Origin of the sequence: Stutzerimonas zhaodongensis (assembly GCF_003696365.1) — a bacterium.
GTDB classification, from domain to species: domain Bacteria; phylum Pseudomonadota; class Gammaproteobacteria; order Pseudomonadales; family Pseudomonadaceae; genus Stutzerimonas; species Stutzerimonas zhaodongensis.
The window spans coordinates 421,659-438,824 of sequence record NZ_RFFM01000001.1; the positions used below are offsets into that span (position 1 = coordinate 421,659).

At 59.9% G+C, this 17,166-nt stretch carries 14 protein-coding genes and 1 riboswitch; of the genes, 8 read left to right on the forward strand and 6 right to left on the reverse strand.

Translation table 11 applies throughout. The features are described 5' to 3' along the window. Positions 1–3 precede the first annotated feature (3 nt). Positions 4–474 (forward strand): chemotaxis protein CheW, encoded by a 471-nt coding sequence (locus EA797_RS01870; RefSeq protein WP_122163494.1) that lies wholly within the window; start codon positions 4–6, stop codon positions 472–474. Positions 475–520: 46 nt separating this feature from the next. On the opposite strand, the gene EA797_RS01875 is transcribed toward EA797_RS01870, so the two are convergent. Both EA797_RS01875 and EA797_RS01880 read right to left on the reverse strand, forming a co-directional pair. Then, complete coding sequence (locus EA797_RS01875) at positions 521–1,249, reverse strand: 16S rRNA (uracil(1498)-N(3))-methyltransferase (RefSeq protein WP_122163495.1); 729 nt, start codon at positions 1,247–1,249, stop codon at positions 521–523. A gap of 72 nt (positions 1,250–1,321) precedes the next feature. Then, a complete protein-coding gene (locus EA797_RS01880) occupies positions 1,322–2,728 on the reverse strand; it encodes an adenosylmethionine--8-amino-7-oxononanoate transaminase (RefSeq protein WP_122163496.1) in 1,407 nt (468 codons plus the stop codon). 166 nt (positions 2,729–2,894) lie between these two features. Here EA797_RS01880 and EA797_RS01885 point away from each other — a divergent pair, with 166 nt between their 5' ends. The 5 genes from EA797_RS01885 (at position 2,895) to adeC (ending at position 10,003) form a co-directional block, all read left to right on the forward strand. After that, positions 2,895–3,449: a cytochrome b gene (locus EA797_RS01885; RefSeq protein ID WP_122163497.1), complete on the forward strand. Its 555-nt coding sequence runs from the start codon at positions 2,895–2,897 to the stop codon at positions 3,447–3,449. 22 nt (positions 3,450–3,471) lie between these two features. Continuing rightward, positions 3,472–4,047: a YceI family protein gene (locus EA797_RS01890; RefSeq protein ID WP_122163498.1), complete on the forward strand. Its 576-nt coding sequence runs from the start codon at positions 3,472–3,474 to the stop codon at positions 4,045–4,047. Between the two features lie 236 nt (positions 4,048–4,283). Continuing rightward, positions 4,284–5,414, forward strand: a complete 1,131-nt coding sequence (locus EA797_RS01895) for an efflux RND transporter periplasmic adaptor subunit (protein WP_122163499.1) — start codon at positions 4,284–4,286, stop codon at positions 5,412–5,414. A gap of 24 nt (positions 5,415–5,438) precedes the next feature. Beyond that, on the forward strand, positions 5,439–8,576 hold the full coding sequence (locus EA797_RS01900; RefSeq protein WP_122163500.1) for an efflux RND transporter permease subunit: 3,138 nt from the start codon (positions 5,439–5,441) through the stop codon (positions 8,574–8,576). Next, on the forward strand, positions 8,573–10,003 hold the full coding sequence (gene adeC, locus EA797_RS01905; protein ID WP_122163501.1) for an AdeC/AdeK/OprM family multidrug efflux complex outer membrane factor: 1,431 nt from the start codon (positions 8,573–8,575) through the stop codon (positions 10,001–10,003). Before EA797_RS01900 ends, adeC begins: the two co-directional genes overlap by 4 nt. Before the next feature lie 100 nt (positions 10,004–10,103). Here the strand turns inward: adeC and rhlE2 are convergent, their stop codons facing one another. From rhlE2 to EA797_RS01925, 4 genes are all read right to left on the reverse strand, one after another. Beyond that, positions 10,104–11,933: an RNA helicase RhlE2 gene (rhlE2, locus tag EA797_RS01910; protein WP_122163502.1), complete on the reverse strand. Its 1,830-nt coding sequence runs from the start codon at positions 11,931–11,933 to the stop codon at positions 10,104–10,106. A 231-nt stretch (positions 11,934–12,164) separates the two neighbouring features. After that, entirely contained in the window at positions 12,165–13,016 is an 852-nt protein-coding gene (metF, locus tag EA797_RS01915; protein ID WP_122163503.1) for a methylenetetrahydrofolate reductase [NAD(P)H], read from the reverse strand. Between the two features lie 79 nt (positions 13,017–13,095). Further along, complete coding sequence (ahcY, locus tag EA797_RS01920) at positions 13,096–14,505, reverse strand: adenosylhomocysteinase (protein ID WP_122163504.1); 1,410 nt, start codon at positions 14,503–14,505, stop codon at positions 13,096–13,098. Positions 14,506–14,528: 23 nt separating this feature from the next. Next, positions 14,529–14,678: riboswitch (S-adenosyl-L-homocysteine riboswitch) on the reverse strand. Between the two features lie 93 nt (positions 14,679–14,771). Next, a complete protein-coding gene (locus EA797_RS01925; RefSeq protein ID WP_122163505.1) occupies positions 14,772–16,025 on the reverse strand; it encodes a cation:proton antiporter in 1,254 nt (417 codons plus the stop codon). Between the two features lie 182 nt (positions 16,026–16,207). Here EA797_RS01925 and EA797_RS01930 point away from each other — a divergent pair, with 182 nt between their 5' ends. Further along, the gene (locus EA797_RS01930; protein ID WP_122163506.1) at positions 16,208–16,642 is read left to right on the forward strand and encodes a hypothetical protein; all 435 of its coding nucleotides are present in this window, start codon (positions 16,208–16,210) and stop codon (positions 16,640–16,642) included. Positions 16,643–16,714: 72 nt separating this feature from the next. Beyond that, positions 16,715–17,161, forward strand: a complete 447-nt coding sequence (locus EA797_RS01935) for a c-type cytochrome (RefSeq protein ID WP_122163507.1) — start codon at positions 16,715–16,717, stop codon at positions 17,159–17,161. Positions 17,162–17,166: the final 5 nt, after the last annotated feature.

Genomic DNA, 17,166 nt, shown 5'->3' on the forward strand with positions numbered 1-17,166 from the left:
CCCATGAGCCAACCCGCTATCACCCAAGATACTTCCGCCAGCCTGACCGGGCTTTTGGTGCCGCTGGCCGATCGTACGCTGCTGCTGCCAAACGTGGCCGTCGCCGAGTTGATTCCATACCGCGCACCGCAGTCTGCGCAGGGCACGCCCTCCTGGTTTCTTGGACAGGTACCCTGGAGAGACCTGACATTACCGTTACTTTCGTTCGAGGCGGCGTCAAACGGACAGCCGGAAACCGGAGCACGCGCCCGCGTGGCAGTGCTCAATGCCCTGGGTGGGCGTGATCACGTGAAGTTCATTGCATTGTTGGTGCAGGGCATTCCGCGCTCGGTCAAGTTGGATCCGAGCCTGGCGCGCTCGGATGTCACGCTCGCGCCGCTGGAGTTGGACGCAGTCAACCTTGGCGATGTGCAGGCTCGAATTCCTGACCTGGTTGCCCTTGAACAGAAGTTGGCGGATGCAGGGTTGATCTGATCGGCCTGTCCTCCTTTTGGACTATCCCGATACTGCCCTACCCTTGTCAGATGTCGGGCTGAAAATCGCCCCATAGCTGCTGCGCCACGCTCAACGCTACCACTGGCGCAGTCTCGGTGCGCAGCACACGCGGCCCCAGGCGGGCAGGCTGGAAGCCTGCGCTGCGGGCTTGCGCTACCTCTCCCTCACTCAACCCACCTTCCGGGCCGATCAGAAAGGCGAGCGTGGCCGGGCGCGGATGGGAGGCCAGCGGTGCTGCGACGGGATGCAAGACCAGCTTCAGCTCAGCCTCAAGCTTGAGCCATTCCGACATCGGCATAGGCGGATGAATCGTCGGGACGATAGAGCGGCCGCATTGCTCGCAGGCGCTTATGGCGACCTGGCGCCAGTGAGTCAGTCTCTTGTCTGCTCGTTCGTCTTTCAGCCGCACTTCGCAGCGCTCACTGATGATTGGGGTAATCTCTGCAGCGCCGAGTTCAGTGGCTTTCTGGATAGCCCAATCCATCCGCTCACCACGCGAAAGTCCTTGTCCCAGATGAATCTTCAAGCAAGATTCCGCCTGTCCTGAAAACCGCTCGCGCAACTCGACGGTGACGTGCTTTTTTCCTACTTCGACCAGAGCGCCTGCATATTCCTGACCGCTGCCATCGAACAGTTGTACGGCCGTGCCGGCCGTCAAACGCAGGACTCGGCCTATGTAGTGAGCGGAGGCTTCAGGAAGATCGCAGGTGCCAAGGGACAACGGTGCGTCGATGAAAAATCGGGATATTCGCATCGCAAAGCTACGGTCTGAAGGTGGGTCGGCAGTTTATAGGGTTACCGAGGTCTCATGAAGGCTAGTGATGCGCTAGCCGGGGTCACGGAACTCACTCGGCGCACCCGGAGCCACCGGCACACTGACCGCAGTGCGAGTCGCGATATCGATCCCTTCGGTAGCTACCTCGGCGAGAAAGTCGATCTGTTCTTCGGTGATGGTGTAGGGTGGCAGAAAATACACCACTCCACCCAGAGGCCGGAGCAGCGCCCCACGCTGCAGGGCGTGCTGGTAAACCTTCAGCCCGCGTCGCTCCTGCCAGGGGTATGCGGTCTTGCTTGACTTGTCCTGCACCATCTCGATGGCGACTGCCATGCCGGTCTGTCTCACCTCAGAGACGTTTGGATGGTCGCGAAGGTGAGCGGTGGCAGTCGCCATTCGTGCGACCAGCACCTTGTTGGCTTCGATGACTGCGTCTTGTTCAAAGATATCGAGCGTGGCCAGGGCCGCAGCGCATGCCAGTGGATTACCGGTGTAGGTGTGCGAGTGGAGGAAGGCTCGCAACGTGGAATAGTCGTCGTAAAACGCCTGATACAGCGTCTCGGTAGTCAGCACGGCAGCCATCGGCAAGTACCCGCCGGTGAGCGCCTTGGACAGGCACAAAAAATCAGGCGTAATGCCCGCCTGCTCACAGGCAAACATGGTACCTGTGCGGCCGAACCCCACGGCGATTTCGTCGTGTATCAGGTGGATATCGTAGCGGTCACAGGCCTCTCTCAGAAGTTTCAGATAGATCGGGTGATACATGCGCATCCCGCCTGCACCTTGAATCAAAGGTTCGACGATGACCGCGGCGATTTGATCATGATGCTCGGCTAGCGTCTGCTCCATATGCTGGAACATGTGTCGTGAGTGGTCTTCCCAGGTCACACCATCCGGCCGCAGATAGCAATCCGGACTCGGCACCTTGAACGTATCCAGCAACAAAGGCTTGTAGGTGTCGGTGAACAGGGCGACGTCGCCTACCGACATTGCGGCCACGGTTTCGCCGTGGTAACTGTTGGTGAGCGTCACAAAGCGCTGTTTGTTCGCCCGCCCGATGTTGCGCCAGTAGTGGAAGCTCATCTTCAAGGCGACTTCGATACCGGTTGAACCGTTGTCGGTGTAGAACACCCGCTGGAGGCCTGCAGGGGTGATCTGCACCAGTCGCTCGGACAGCTCGACCACCGGCTGGTGGCTGAAACCCGCAAGCATCACGTGTTCGAGTTGATCGAGCTGGTCTTTGATGCGCTGATTGATGCGGGGGTTGGCGTGCCCGAACACGTTGACCCACCAGGAGCTCACTGCATCGAGATAGCGCTTGCCGTCAAAGTCCTCCAGCCAGACGCCCTCACCGCGGCGTATCGGGATCAATGGAAGCTGCTCGTGATCTTTCATCTGGGTGCACGGATGCCAGAGTACGGATAGGTCGCGCTGCATCCAGCTGTCATTCAGGCTCATTGTTGCTCCTTAGCTCGGGCGTCGGCGCAGCCTAGCAGAAACCGACCATCAGTCCCGTCCGTGCAGATCTATCTGCCTGGTCGATATTTTGAAACGAAAAAATGCGATTCATTTCGATCTATTAGCCGTTAGGCTAACGCTATTCATTTATATAGAGACACGACCCATGCAATGGCGAAATTCCTCCACCAATTACGGCCTGATAAGCATCGTGATGCACTGGTTGGTGGCAATTGCGGTGGTTGTGTTGTTCGCGCTGGGATACTGGATGGTCGGATTGACCTACTACAGCAGCTGGTATCGCACCGCACCTGATATACACAAGAGCATTGGTCTGCTTTTGCTGGCAGTGATGGTGCTCCGGGTTACCTGGCGCTTTCTCAGCAGCGGTCCTGCGCCTCTTGCGAGTCACGGCCAGCTCACACGTCTGGCAACCAAGGTCGGTCACGGTGTGCTCTACCTTGGCTTGTTCGGGGTGATGATTTCCGGCTATCTGATATCCACCGCCGACGGTCGGTCCATTAGCGTATTCGATTGGTTCGAGGTCCCGGCGCTGGTCACATCCATTCCAAACCAGGAAGACATTGCCGGCCTGGTTCATGAGTTCATGGCCTGGGGGCTGGTGATCTTTTCCGGCCTGCATGCCCTGGCTGCTCTCAAGCACCATTTCATCGATCGCGATCCGACGCTCAAGCGGATGCTCGGCCGCGCCGATGCCTGATAAACCCTCCAAGGAGTCATCCATGTTGAAGAAAACCCTTGCTGCACTTGCCCTGGGCTCAATGATTGCCGCCGGCCCAGTCGCCGCTGCTGACTATGCCATCGACACCAAAGGCCAGCACGCTTTCGTCAATTTCAAGATTAGTCACCTCGGCTACAGCTGGCTGTGGGGCACCTTCAAGGAATTCGACGGTAGCTTCAGCTTTGACGCCGATCAGCCGGAAGCGAGCAAGGTCAACGTCACGTTGAAGACCGCCAGCGTCGACTCTAATCACGCCGAGCGCGATAAGCACCTGCGCAGCGATGATTTCCTAAACGTATCCAAGCACCCGACCGCTACTTTCGAGTCCACCTCGGTCAAGTCGACCGGTGATGGTACTGCCGATATCACCGGCAACCTGACTCTGAACGGTGTAACCAAGCCCGTGGTAATCGCGGCCAAGTTTCTGGGCGAGGGCAAGGACCCGTGGGGCGGCTATCGCGCGGGCTTTGAAGGCATGACGACCCTCAAGTTGAAAGATTTCGATATCAAGATGGACCTGGGTCCGGCCTCGCAGACTGTCGACCTGATCATTTCGGTTGAAGGTATCCGTCAGTAACGAGCAGAAGTTTAAAGGACGCCGGCGTATAGCCGGCGTTCTCGTTTCTGCACCACCTGTTGAGGAAGGCATTAGCCCCGGCCATTGAATCTCCTCAATCGGCGTAATAGGGGCATCCGTGACACAATCGTTTGTTTACAAACAGTCGTGAATGTAAGTATATTCGTCGCATTCTGCCATTCGAGTCTGTCCGAGCTGTTCTGCTTGGGACTATCTGTTCTATGAGGTCGCTTTCGATGTCTAGCAAGTCAGCCAGTGCTGCGCTGTTAACCCTTCTTGCCGCTGTGGCTGTACTAAGCGGGTGCCAGGACGAGCAGGCAGCGGCTCCTGCCGCGGCACAGCAGGCACCGCAAGTGGGCATCGTGACGCTCGAAGCCGAATCATTTGCCCTGACTACCGAGCTTCCGGGCCGCGCGCAGGCTTATCGCGTTGCTGAAGTGCGCCCGCAGGTGGACGGCATCATCCAGAAGCGTCTTTTCACCGAAGGCAGCGAGGTCAAGGCTGGCGAGCAGCTCTACCAGATCGACGATGCGATCTATCAAGCGACGTACAAGAGCGCGCAGGCGAGTCTTGCCTCCACCAAGTCTCTGGCCGATCGCTATGCGTTGCTGGTCAAGGAACAGGCAGTGAGCAAGCAGGCGTTCGAAGAAGCGCGGGCTGCCAGCTTGCAGGCGGAGGCCGAGCTTGAGCGGGCGCGGATAAACGTACGCTACACCAAAGTGCTTGCGCCGATATCCGGCCGTATTGGCCGTTCTGCTGTAACAGAAGGTGCGCTGATCAGCAGTGGTCAGGCCCAGGCGCTGGCAGTGATCCAACAACTCGATCCCATCTATGTCGACGTAACACAACCTGCGCGCGATCTGCTCAGCTTGCGTCGGGATCTGGCCGAGGGACGTCTGGAAAAAGCGGGTGAAAACGCGGCGAAAGCAACGCTTGTGCTTGAGGACGGCACGCCTTACCCCCATGAGGGCAAGTTGGAGTTTTCTGAAGTATCGGTAGATGCGGGTACGGGCTCGGTGGTGCTGCGCGCGGTCTTCCCGAATCCGGACAAAATGTTGATGCCCGGTATGTTCGTTCATGCGCAGCTGGTAGCCGGCGTGAAGAGCGAGGCCATTCTGGCGCCGCAGCAGGGGGTCACCCGTACGCCGACCGGCGAAGCGACCGCCATGGTCGTCGGTGCCGACAACAAGGTCGAAATTCGCAAGCTCAAAGCTGCACGGGCAGTGGGTAACCGCTGGCTGGTCACTGAAGGCCTCGAAGCAGGCGATCGTCTGATCACAGAAGGCCTGCAATTCATCCGCCCGGGTGTCGAAGTCAATCCCGTACCGGCGACCAATGTCGCCACTGCCCAGCCACAAGCCCAATAAGGCTGAGCCAAGGATAATCAAGTAATGTCCAGATTCTTTATCGACCGGCCCATTTTCGCCTGGGTGATCGCCCTGGTGATCATGTTGGCCGGTGGGCTCTCCATTCTGTCGTTGCCCGTCAATCAGTACCCAAGCATCGCGCCGCCGGCAGTAGGCATTCAGGTCAATTACCCGGGTGCTTCGGCGCAAACGGTCCAAGACACCGTTGTTCAGGTAATCGAACAGCAGCTGAACGGAATCGATGGCCTGCGCTACATGTCCTCGTCGAGCAACTCCGATGGGAGCATGGAAATCACGGTGACATTCGAGCAGGGTACTGATCCTGACATCGCCCAGGTGCAGGTCCAGAACAAGCTGCAGCTAGCCACTCCTCTGTTGCCGCAAGAGGTGCAACAGCAGGGCATCAGGGTAACCAAGGCGGTGCGCAACTTCTTGATGGTCATCGGCGTGGTCTCTACCGATGGCAGCATGACCCGTGGCGACCTGTCGGATTACATCGTCTCCAACATCCAGGACCCGATCTCTCGGACTGCGGGTGTCGGCGACTTCCAGGTCTTCGGTTCCCAGTACGCCATGCGGATATGGCTGGACCCGGCCAAGCTGAACAATTTCTCACTTACCCCGACCGACGTCGGTGATGCGATCAAGGCGCAGAACGTGCAGGTGTCGGCTGGTCAGTTCGGCGGACTGCCCGCTGTTCCCGGACAACAGCTGAGCGCGACGATCATCGGCAAAACCCGTCTGCAAACACCTGAGCAGTTCCGCGACATACTGCTGAAGGTCAGCGGTGATGGGTCCCAGGTTCGATTGGGCGATGTGGCGAGGGTCGAGCTGACCGAACAGAGCTCGGCAATCAGTGCGCTCTACAACGGCAAGCCGGCGTCTGCCATGGCGATCAAGTTGGCGACGGGCGCTAACGCACTGGATACCGCTAAAGCGGTGCGTGCGACTATCGACGAACTTCAACCGTTTTTCCCGGCGGGCATGGAGGTCGTTTATCCCTACGACACTTCGCCTGTTGTCTCTGAATCGATTACCGGCGTAGTGCACACCCTGTTCGAAGCCATCGCCCTGGTTTTTCTGGTGATGTATCTGTTCCTGCAAAACTTCCGTGCAACATTGATTCCTACGCTGGCTGTGCCCGTGGTGTTGCTCGGTACGTTCGGCGTTCTGGCAGCATTCGGGTTCAGCGTGAACACCCTGACCATGTTTGCAATGGTGCTGGCGATCGGTCTGCTGGTGGACGATGCCATTGTCGTCGTGGAAAACGTCGAGCGTGTGATGGCCGAGGAAGGGCTGTCGCCCTTGGAGGCGACGCGCAAATCCATGACCCAGATTCAGGGTGCGCTGGTCGGCATTGGCCTGGTGCTATCCGCGGTGTTCGTGCCGATGGCGTTCTTCGGCGGCTCCACGGGCGTCATCTACCGACAGTTCGCGATCACCATCGCGTCGGCGATGACGCTGTCCGTGCTTGTCGCACTGATATTCACCCCGGCGCTCTGTGCGACCTTGCTCAAGCCGATCCCGCAGGGGCAGCACCATGCCAAACGTGGCTTCTTCGGGTGGTTCAATCGCACTTTCGAGCGCGGAGTGGACGGCTACGAGAAGGGCGTGCGCAGCGTGCTCAAACGCAAGATTCCATTCTTGCTGCTATACGTGGCGATCGTCGCGGTCATGGCTGTGCTGTTTACCCGGCTGCCTAGTTCGTTTCTTCCCGACGAAGATCAGGGCGTTCTCTTTGCCCAGGTACAGACTCCCGCCGGCTCCACTGCCGAACGTACCCAGCAGACGGTCGACGCAATGCGTGAGTACCTGCTCACTGAAGAGTCGGACGTGGTGAATTCGGTGTTCACCGTCACCGGCTTCAACTTCGCTGGTCGCGGTCAGAATTCGGCGCTGGCATTCATCGGCTTGAAGCCATGGAGCGAGCGTACGGCCGAGGGGCAGGATGTCGCGTCTCTCGCTGGCCGTGCTCAGCAGCACTTCAGCTCCTTCCGGGATGCCATGGTATTTGCGTTTGCGCCCCCTGCGGTGATGGAGCTCGGTAACGCAACAGGCTTCAATTTCTATCTGCAGGATCGTGCCGGTGTTGGTCACGAGGTGCTGATGGACGCTCGTAACCAGTTCTTGGGTATGGCTGCCGAACATCCTGCATTGACTGCCGTACGTCCTAACGGGCTAAACGACGAGCCGCAGTATCAGCTGCAGATCGACGACGAGAAAGCGCGGGTGTTGGGCGTTCCGCTGAGCGCGATCAACCAGACGCTGTCGATCGGCTGGGGCTCCAGCTACGTCAACGACTTCATCGATCGTGGTCGGGTCAAGCGCGTGTACATGCAGGGCGAGGCCAGTTCACGGATGAATCCGGAAGACCTCGACAAATGGTTCGTGCGCAACGATGCAGGCGAGATGGTGCCATTCAGTGCCTTTGCCAGCGGTGAGTGGGTTTACGGCTCGCCGAAGCTGTCGCGCTACAACGGTGTGTCGGCGATGGAAATTCTCGGTCAGGCCGCGCCAGGCTATAGCTCTGGCGACGCCATGGCGGCAGTGGAGGAGATTGCTCAGAAGCTGCCGCAGGGTGTTGGAATTTCGTGGACGGGCTTGTCCTACGAGGAGCGCTTGTCCGGCGATCAGGCGCCGGCGCTTTATGCCCTGTCGCTGTTGGTGGTGTTCCTGTGTCTAGCAGCGCTCTACGAGAGCTGGTCGATTCCGTTCGCCGTGATGCTGGTGGTGCCACTAGGGGTCATCGGTGCTTTGCTGGCGACCATGGGCCGCGGTTTGTCCAATGATGTGTTCTTCCAGGTCGGGCTGCTGACGACCATTGGGCTGACTGCCAAGAACGCGATCCTCATCGTCGAATTCGCCAAGGAGCTTCACGAGCAGGGCATGAGCCGATTCGATGCAGCGGTGCAGGCATGCCGTATGCGCTTGCGGCCGATCGTCATGACTTCGCTGGCGTTCACCCTCGGGGTTGTTCCGCTGGCGCTTGCCAGTGGCGCGGGTGCGGGCAGTTCCCATGCAATCGGTACTGGCGTGATCGGCGGGATGATGACCGCGACGCTGCTGGTTATCTTCTGGGTCCCGCTGTTCTATGTTCTGGTGTCTTCGCTGGGTGAGCGCAAGAAAGCTGCCGTCGATGCACCAAAGGGAGATACACAATGAAAAGATCATTGCTGAGCGTCGCGCTGCTGGCCGCGCTGAGCGGGTGCTCGTTGATGCCCCAATATCAGAGGCCCGAGACGCCTACAGCCGCCAGCTGGCCAGAGGGTGAAGCCTATGTGGGTTCGGCCAGCGCTGCGCAAGGGCAGCAGATGGCGCTGGACTGGCAAGCCTTTTTCCGTGATCCCACCCTGCGTCAGTTGATAAGTGTCGCGCTGGACAACAACCGCGACCTGCGCATCGCCGCGCTTAACGTCGACGCTTATCGGGCCCTCTATCGCGTACAGCGCGCCGACGTTCTTCCTGCGGTAAGCGCTGATGGCTCCGGCAATCGCACCCGAACTCCCGGCGATCTCAACCAGACCGGTGGCAGCGCCATCAGCGGCCAGTACAGCGCGACGCTCGGGGTGTCCTGGGAGCTGGATCTGTTCGGACGTCTGGGCAGTCTTCGTGAACAAGCCCTGCAACAGTACTTCGCCACCGAGGCGGCGCAGCGAAGCACGCAGATCAGTTTGATCGCCAGCGTTGCCAATGCCTGGTTAACCCTGCAGGCCGATCAGGCGCTGCTGCAGGTCAGTCGTGACACGCTGAAAACCTACGAAGAGAGCCTTTCGCTTACTCAGCACAGTTTCGATGTAGGTGTGGCCTCGGCACTCGAGCTGAGCCAGGCCCGAAGTGCGGTCGATACCGCCCGGGTAGGTATCGAGCGATACACTCGCCAGGTGGCTCAGGATCGAAACGACCTAGGGATGCTGCTCGGGCAGAACGTTCCGGTCGAAGTACCCGCTGACGGCCGGCTCGAACGTGATCTGTTAGCCACTGTTCCGGTCGGCTTGCCATCGGATCTGCTGTACAAGCGTCCTGATATCATTCAGGCCGAATATCAGCTGCGTGCGGCCAACGCGAACATCGGCGCAGCACGTGCGGCGTTCTTCCCGCGTATCAGCTTGACGGGTGCCGTGGGTACGGCAAGCAGCGAACTGTCCGGCCTGTTCGATGGGGGCTCCAGCTACTGGAACTTCGCGCCAAGCATCAGCGTGCCGATCTTCAATGCCGGTCAGTTGCGCGCCAACCTCGACTATGCCGAGATCAGCCGCAATATCCAGGTAGCGCAGTACGAGCGGGCTATCCAGACGGCCTTCCGGGAAGTGGCAGATGGGCTGGCCGCTCAGGCCACCTACGTCCGCCAGGTTCAGGCTCAGCGTGACCTGCTGGAAACCAGTGAGGATTACTATCGGCTTGCCGAGCGGCGCTACCGCACGGGCGTTGACAGCTATCTGACCCTGCTGGACGCACAACGGCAGCTATTCGAAGTGCAGCAGCAGTTCATCGGCGACCGGCTGGCGCAGATGACCAGCGAGGTCGAGCTGTTCAAGGCTCTGGGTGGCGGATGGGATGCCCAGTCCGAACCGGTTGCCACTGGGGGCTGATATCGGCCCCGGCAGGCATGGAACCACGCCTTTGACTGCCGCTTAAATCCTGCTCGAACAAAAACGCCGCCCTAAGGGCGGCGTTTTTGTTTGGCTCAACTCAGCGGTTGCGGGTCAGCAAAGCTGGCTTCTCGCCGCGCGGCCGGGTTGGCAGCTGTTCAAGCTGATCAACACTTGGTAATCGATCAAGCTTCGACTCCTTGTGAATGATCAGCGGCTGCTTTTCTTTAGGCTTGATGGCCGCTTCCTGACGGCCAAGGCCGTCATTATCGGTACGTCGGCCTTCATTCTTGCGCCGTGGCTGGCCACCGCGGGCCGGACCCTGACGTTTGCCCTTACCCGTTGCAGCTGCGCCGCCAGCCGGCGCTGAACCGCCACGTGGGCCGGCTGCAGCGCGCGGTTGGGCACCAGGCTGAGCCGGTGCGCCTGGACGACGCCCACGGCCCTGCTTGTTCTGGTAGGGGCTAACGTAGTCCACCTTGTTGCCGAAATTGTCCAGCTCGTCGTCGAGGAACACTTCCGGGTCGCGATCGTTAGGCAGGCGCGGGGGGCGACTCACCGGAGCGGCAGTTGCACCCTGTGCAGGCGAACTTTGGCTCGCGCTAGAGCCGCGTGGCTTGTTGCGCCCACGACGGTTGCGATCACGTTCTTTGGGCTCGCCGCTGGCCTCGGTGGTTTTCGCTGCGCGCTCGGGGCGCGGCTTACGCTCGCCGTTACGTGGCGGGCGCGGTTGGCGTGGCTGCCGGGGTTCGCGCACTTCAGGCTTCTCCGCCTCAATGGTGCTGGAGTCGAAGCCCATCAGATCGCCATCCGGAATCTTTTGCTTGGTCATCCGCTCGATGCCCTTGAGCAGCTTCTCCTCGTCCGGTGCTACCAGGGAGATCGCTTCGCCGCTGCGGCCGGCTCGGCCGGTCCGACCGATCCGGTGAACGTAGTCTTCTTCGACGTTTGGCAGCTCGAAGTTGACCACATGTGGCAGCTGATCGATATCTAGCCCGCGGGCGGCGATATCGGTAGCGACCAGGATGCGCACCTGGTTCGCCTTGAAGTCAGCCAGCGCCTTGGTGCGAGCGTTCTGGCTCTTGTTGCCGTGAATCGCGACGGCCGGTAGCCCGTGCTTGTCGAGATATTCGGCGAGGCGGTTGGCGCCATGCTTGGTGCGGGTGAACACCAGAACCTGTTCCCAGGCACCTTTGGTGATCAGATGCGCAAGCAGTGCTCGCTTGTGCGAGGCGGGCAGGCGGAAAACGCGCTGCTCGATTCGCTCTACCGTGGTGTTCGGTGGCGTGACCTGGATTTTTTCCGGCTCGTGCAGCAGTTTGCTGGCGAGATCGGTGATGTCCTGGGAGAAAGTGGCCGAGAAGAGCAGGTTCTGGCGCTTGCTCGGCAGCTTGGCCAGCACCTTCTTCACGTCGTGGATGAAGCCCATGTCAAGCATGCGGTCGGCTTCGTCGAGAACCAGAATCTCTACATGAGACAGATCGACGGCCTTCTGATTGGCCAAATCGAGCAGCCGGCCGGGGCAGGCGACAAGTACGTCTAGCCCTTTGGCGATGGCCTGGACCTGAGGGTTCATGCCTACGCCACCAAAGATGACTGCGCTTTTCAGCGGCAGGTCGCGGGCATACAGCTTGAAGCTGTCATGGACCTGGGCGGCGAGTTCGCGCGTTGGCGTCAGCACCAGCACGCGAGGTTGACGCGGGCCGTGGCGGTTCTCGCGGTCCGGATGACCGCCGGGGAACAGAATTTCCAGTACGGGAAGTGCGAAACCACCGGTTTTGCCGGTGCCCGTCTGTGCAGCGACCATCAGGTCGCGTCCTTGCAACACGGCGGGAATGGCCCGCTGTTGCACTGGTGTAGGCTGGGTGTAACCGGCGGCCTCGACGGCACCGGCCAAAGCCTCGGAGAGACCGAGGGAAGCAAAGGACATGAGTAATCCTGTCTTGTTTAGGGCGCGGCCCTGGGATGGTCATGCCTGGCTCGAATCGCGACTGGCGTGCGATCCCGTCCGGTCCTGCCGCATTTAAATGCTGGCATCCGGGCGTAAGCCTGGCGGAAGCGCGGAGTATAACAGAGCCTGTTAACACCGCATTGCTAGGACAGTGTGGCAGTTCGCAGGTTCATTGACCAGCTCCCTGTTTTCTGCAGGGAGCGGTGATGGTCAGCGGACCAGCTTGAGGTTGTCCCAGATGGCCAAGCTGGGCTCAGCCTGGTTCAGGGTATAGAAATGCAGCCCGGGCGCGCCGCCAGCGAGCAATTTCTCGCACATTTCGGTGATGACTTGATTGCCGAAGGCCTGAATGCTCTCCATGTCGTCCCCGTAGGACTCCAGCTGCTTGCGAACCCAACGCGGGATCTCGGCGCCGCACGCGTCGGAGAAGCGCGCCAGCTTGCTGTAGTTGGTGATCGGCATGATGCCTGGAACGATCGGTGTTTCAACGCCCATCCTGCGTACACGCTCGACGAAGTAGAAGTAGCAGTCGGCGTTGAAGAAGTATTGGGTGATGGCGCTGTCTGCACCTGCCTTGGCCTTGCGCACGAAGTTGGCCAGGTCATCCTCGAAATTGCGCGCCTGCGGATGCATTTCCGGATAGGCCGCGATTTCAATGTGGAAGTGGTCGCCGGTTTCGCTGCGAATGAATTCCACCAATTCATTGGCGTAACGCAGTTCGCCGCTGGCCATGCCCATGCCCGACGGCAGGTCGCCGCGCAGTGCGACGATGCGCTTGATCCCAGCGTCCTTGTACAGGTTCAGCAATTCGCGCAGTTCTTGCTTGCCGTCACCTACGCAGGACAGATGCGGCGCGGTCGACACCTTCACATCGCCGTCGAGTTGCAGCACGGTGTTCAGCGTTCGGTCGCGAGTTGAGCCGCCTGCGCCATAGGTGCAGGAGAAAAAGTCCGGGTTGTACTCGGCCAGGCGTCTGGCCGTTGCCATCAGTTTTTCGTGCCCTGCGTCCGTCTTGGTGGGGAAGAACTCGAAGCTGAAGCTGTGGCTACGTGGTTGTGACATGACAATTCCTTTCAGCGATCAGCCGCACCGGGCCACAACGAGCGGGCTCGTCCGAAGCCTGGTACGGCTGTGGCCTCGATTAGTAGCGGTAGCTATCCGGCTTGAACGGACCTTCTACTTCCACGCCGATGTACTCGGCCTGAGTCGGCGTCAGGCGAGTGATAACCCCACCGAAACCCTTGACCATCTCGGCTGCGACTTCTTCGTCGAGTTTCTTCGGCAGCACCATGACGGTGACGTTCTTGGTCTTTTCGGTAACCGGCAGGTCAGCGAATTTCTCATTGAACAGGTGGATCTGTGCCAGTACCTGGTTGGCGAAAGAGCCGTCCATGATCCGGCTCGGGTGGCCGGTGGCGTTACCCAGATTCACCAGGCGGCCTTCGGCCAGCAGGATCAGGTAGTCGTCATTGTGCGCATCGAAGTTGCCTGGACCGGTGCGGTGGATCTTGTGCACCTGCGGCTTGACCTCTTCCCATGCCCAGTTCTTGCGCATGAAAGCGGTGTCGATTTCGTTGTCGAAGTGGCCGATGTTGCACACCAGTGCCCGCTTTTTGAGGGCCTTGAGCATGCCGGCGTCACAGACATTGGCGTTGCCGGTGGTGGTGACGATCAGGTCGATCTTGCCCAGCAGCGCGGTGTCAATGCTGGCATCGGTGCCGTCGTTGAGGCCGTCCTTGTACGGGGAGACCAGCTCGAAACCGTCCATGCAAGCTTGCATGGCGCAGATCGGGTCTACTTCCGAGACCTTGACGATCATGCCTTCCTGACGCAATGACTGCGCCGAGCCCTTGCCTACGTCACCGTAGCCAATCACCAGCGCCTGCTTGCCGGAGAGAAGGTGGTCGGTGGCGCGCTTGATGGCGTCGTTGAGGCTGTGACGGCAGCCGTACTTGTTGTCGTTCTTGCTCTTGGTGACCGAGTCGTTGACGTTGATCGCCGGGATCTTCAGGGTGCCTTTCTTGAGCATGTCCTGCAGGCGATGCACGCCAGTGGTAGTTTCCTCCGTGACACCATGCACGCGCTCGAGCACCTGCGGGTACTTGTCGTGCAGGATCTGGGTCAGGTCGCCGCCATCATCCAGGATCATGTTGGCGTCCCACGGCTGGCCATCCTTGAGGATGGTCTGCTCGATGCACCACTCGTATTCTTCCTCGGTCTCACCCTTCCAGGCGAAAACCGGGATGCCGGCAGCTGCAATGGCAGCGGCGGCCTGATCCTGGGTGGAGAAGATGTTGCAGCTGGACCAGCGTACTTCGGCGCCGAGGGCGGTCAGCGTCTCGATCAGCACGGCGGTCTGGATGGTCATGTGAATGCAGCCGAGGATTTTCGCGCCCTTGAGCGGCTGCTCGCCGGCGTACTTGTGGCGAAGGCCCATCAGGGCAGGCATTTCGGATTCGGCGATGATGATCTCGCGGCGGCCCCAGGCGGCCAGAGAAATATCGGCGACTTTGAAATCGTTGAAACCGGCAGGCGTCATGACAGCGCTCATTAAAGAGTTCTCCATTCGTTTTGTGCGAATGGGCGCCGTTGATGCGTATGGTTAACGCCCCATCCGAGCCTGACAGGTGAGGTCTGATCCGGATCCGCTATCTCGCGACGGATAAGTCGCGTGGCTTACGAGATCCAAACAGGTCCATACCTGCTGCAGCGCCCCTCGGACAGGTGGCGGGCACGGCCGAGCAGTGTCGGCGGTGTGAAGCTCGGCGATTATAGCTGTGACCGCGAGCAATCCCAAGCCCGACGCATTTCCAGCTGTCAGCGACTATTGCCGCTGTCACGCGTGCAGATATTGCGGACCAGACGACCAATGCTCAATCCCTGCACCAGGATCGAGAACAGAACCACCAGATAGGTGATGTTGAGCAGCAGATTACGCTCCTCACTGGCGGGCAGGGCGAGTACCAGCGCCACCGAGATTCCGCCTCGCAACCCACCCCAAGTGAGGATGCGAACGGTGCCGTTGGGCAGCGCGCGACCCATCTTGCGCAGCAATAGTGCTGGCGGGCCGACCGCGGCCAGGCGCGTGCCCAGGATCAGCAGCGTGATGCACAGGGCGATCAGCAGGTACTTCGCACTGAAGGGCAGCAGCACCAGCTCCATCCCGATCAGAACGAACAGCACTGCGTTGAGGATTTCATCAAGCAGTTCCCAGAAATTGTCCAGGTTCTCACGGGTATGGGCCGACATTGCATGCTTGCGCCCCTGGTTACCGATGATCAGCCCGGCCACCACCATGGCGATCGGCCCGGATACGTGCAGATGGGTCGCCAGGGTATAGCCGCCGAGCACCAGGGCAAGGGTCAGCAGCACCTCCACCTGGTACTGATCGATGCTCTTGAGCAGTGCGAAGGTCAGTGCACCGAGCAACGCGCCGAGCAGAATTCCGCCCCCGGCTTCCTCGAAGAACAGCCAGACCGCTTCGCCGGCACCCGGGACTTCGCCTCTTGCCAGCACCCCCAGCAGTACGGTGAACACGACCACCGCGACCCCGTCATTGAACAGCGATTCGCCGACAATGGTGGTTTCCAGGGCTTTCGGTGCTCCGGCGGAACGCATGATGCCCAGCACCGCAATGGGGTCGGTGGGTGAGATCAGGGCGCCGAATAGCAGACAGTAGATCAGCGGCGGCTGCAGCCCGAACAGTTCGAGGATCCACCAGCTGCCGAACCCTATAACGGCCGTGGAAAACAACACCCCTGCGGTGGCCAACAGGCCGATGGCCCAGCGCCTCGCCCGCAGGTCGGCGAGATTGATGTGCAGTGCTCCGGCAAACAGAAGGAAAGAGAGCATGCCGTCCATCAACAGGTGATTGAAATCGATCCGGCCGATCAGAGACTCGATCAATTGTTCGAGCTGTGGGAATCCCAGCATTGCCAGCGCGTGCAAAAACAGAGAAAACACCAGGGCGGTGGCCATCACGCCGATGGTGGGCGGCAGCCCTATGAACCGGTAATTCACATAAGCAAGCAGCGCGGTCAGGGTGATGAATAGTGCCGATATTTCCAGCATGCAGGCCCCAGCTAGACGATTTGGATAAGAGTCAGAGTTGACCTGCTCATGTCACGATTGGTGCCTGCCTTGATCTCGTCGTCGCAAAGAGCGCGCGCCGACGAACTCAGCCGGCGGCAGGGGGGTCGAATATTAAGGTTCGGTGAACCCCGTCGGGCCAATGACCCTCTGGAGCTGACAACATGAACCTCTCCTTACGTTCTGTTCTGCTTGCGGCTTGCGCCGTGGTGTCTCTGCCGGCGGCGGCCAATTCCTGCTATGTGACCGCTGAAACGTCCGGCGCCGTCCCGCCACCCGTAGTGACGGAAAAATGCTTTGAATTTCATGGTGCCGAAGACGATTCGATCGACTGGGTGTGCCAGGACAACGAGGCCATCAAGAACTCGCGGCGCGAAATCCGTGACAGTTGCCCGTCCGGCCACTTCGGCGTCTGCACGGCTGAGATGACTCCTGAAACGCTAGCCAACGAACGCGCCACAGGCAGCCAGGCAAATGACACACCTGCACCGACCACCGTGCCGGAAACCGCGAGAATCGTGACGTACAACTACGAGTCCACCAATCGTGGCCAGGCAAAGATTGATTGCGAAAGCGCGGGTGGTGAATGGTCGCAGTGACCCGTCGGCGTTAGGTGAATTGAGCGGACGCAGGGATAATCGCTGTCCGTTGTGTTCACGAGTGCTTGGTCAATGAAGCTGCTGTCGTTGTGTGTTTCGCTGATTGCCGTAATTGCCGTGGCGGGCTGTGATCGGATCGATCCCAATTCACCGCTGGGTAAACGCAAGGCCATCTACCAGCAGATGCTCGACGTCAAGGAGGATCTCGGCGGCATGCTCCGTGGGCGCCTGGAGTTCAATCCCCAGGAATTCGCCCGGGGCGCGGTCACGCTTGATGAGCTGTCGCGCCAACCCTGGCAGCACTATCCGGAAGTCAAGGAAGCTCAAAGTGATGCCCGCAATGATGTATGGGAAAAACAGGCGCGTTTCAACGAGCTGGCACGGGAGCTTGAAGCGCGCACGGCGGAGCTGGTGACAGCGACTGCCGAGAGTGCAACGACAGTGCAGGGTGTGTCGCCAGCATTCCAGCGTGTCGAGGATGCCTGCGAGACTTGCCACAAGGCGTTTCGCGCTTACTGAGGGTT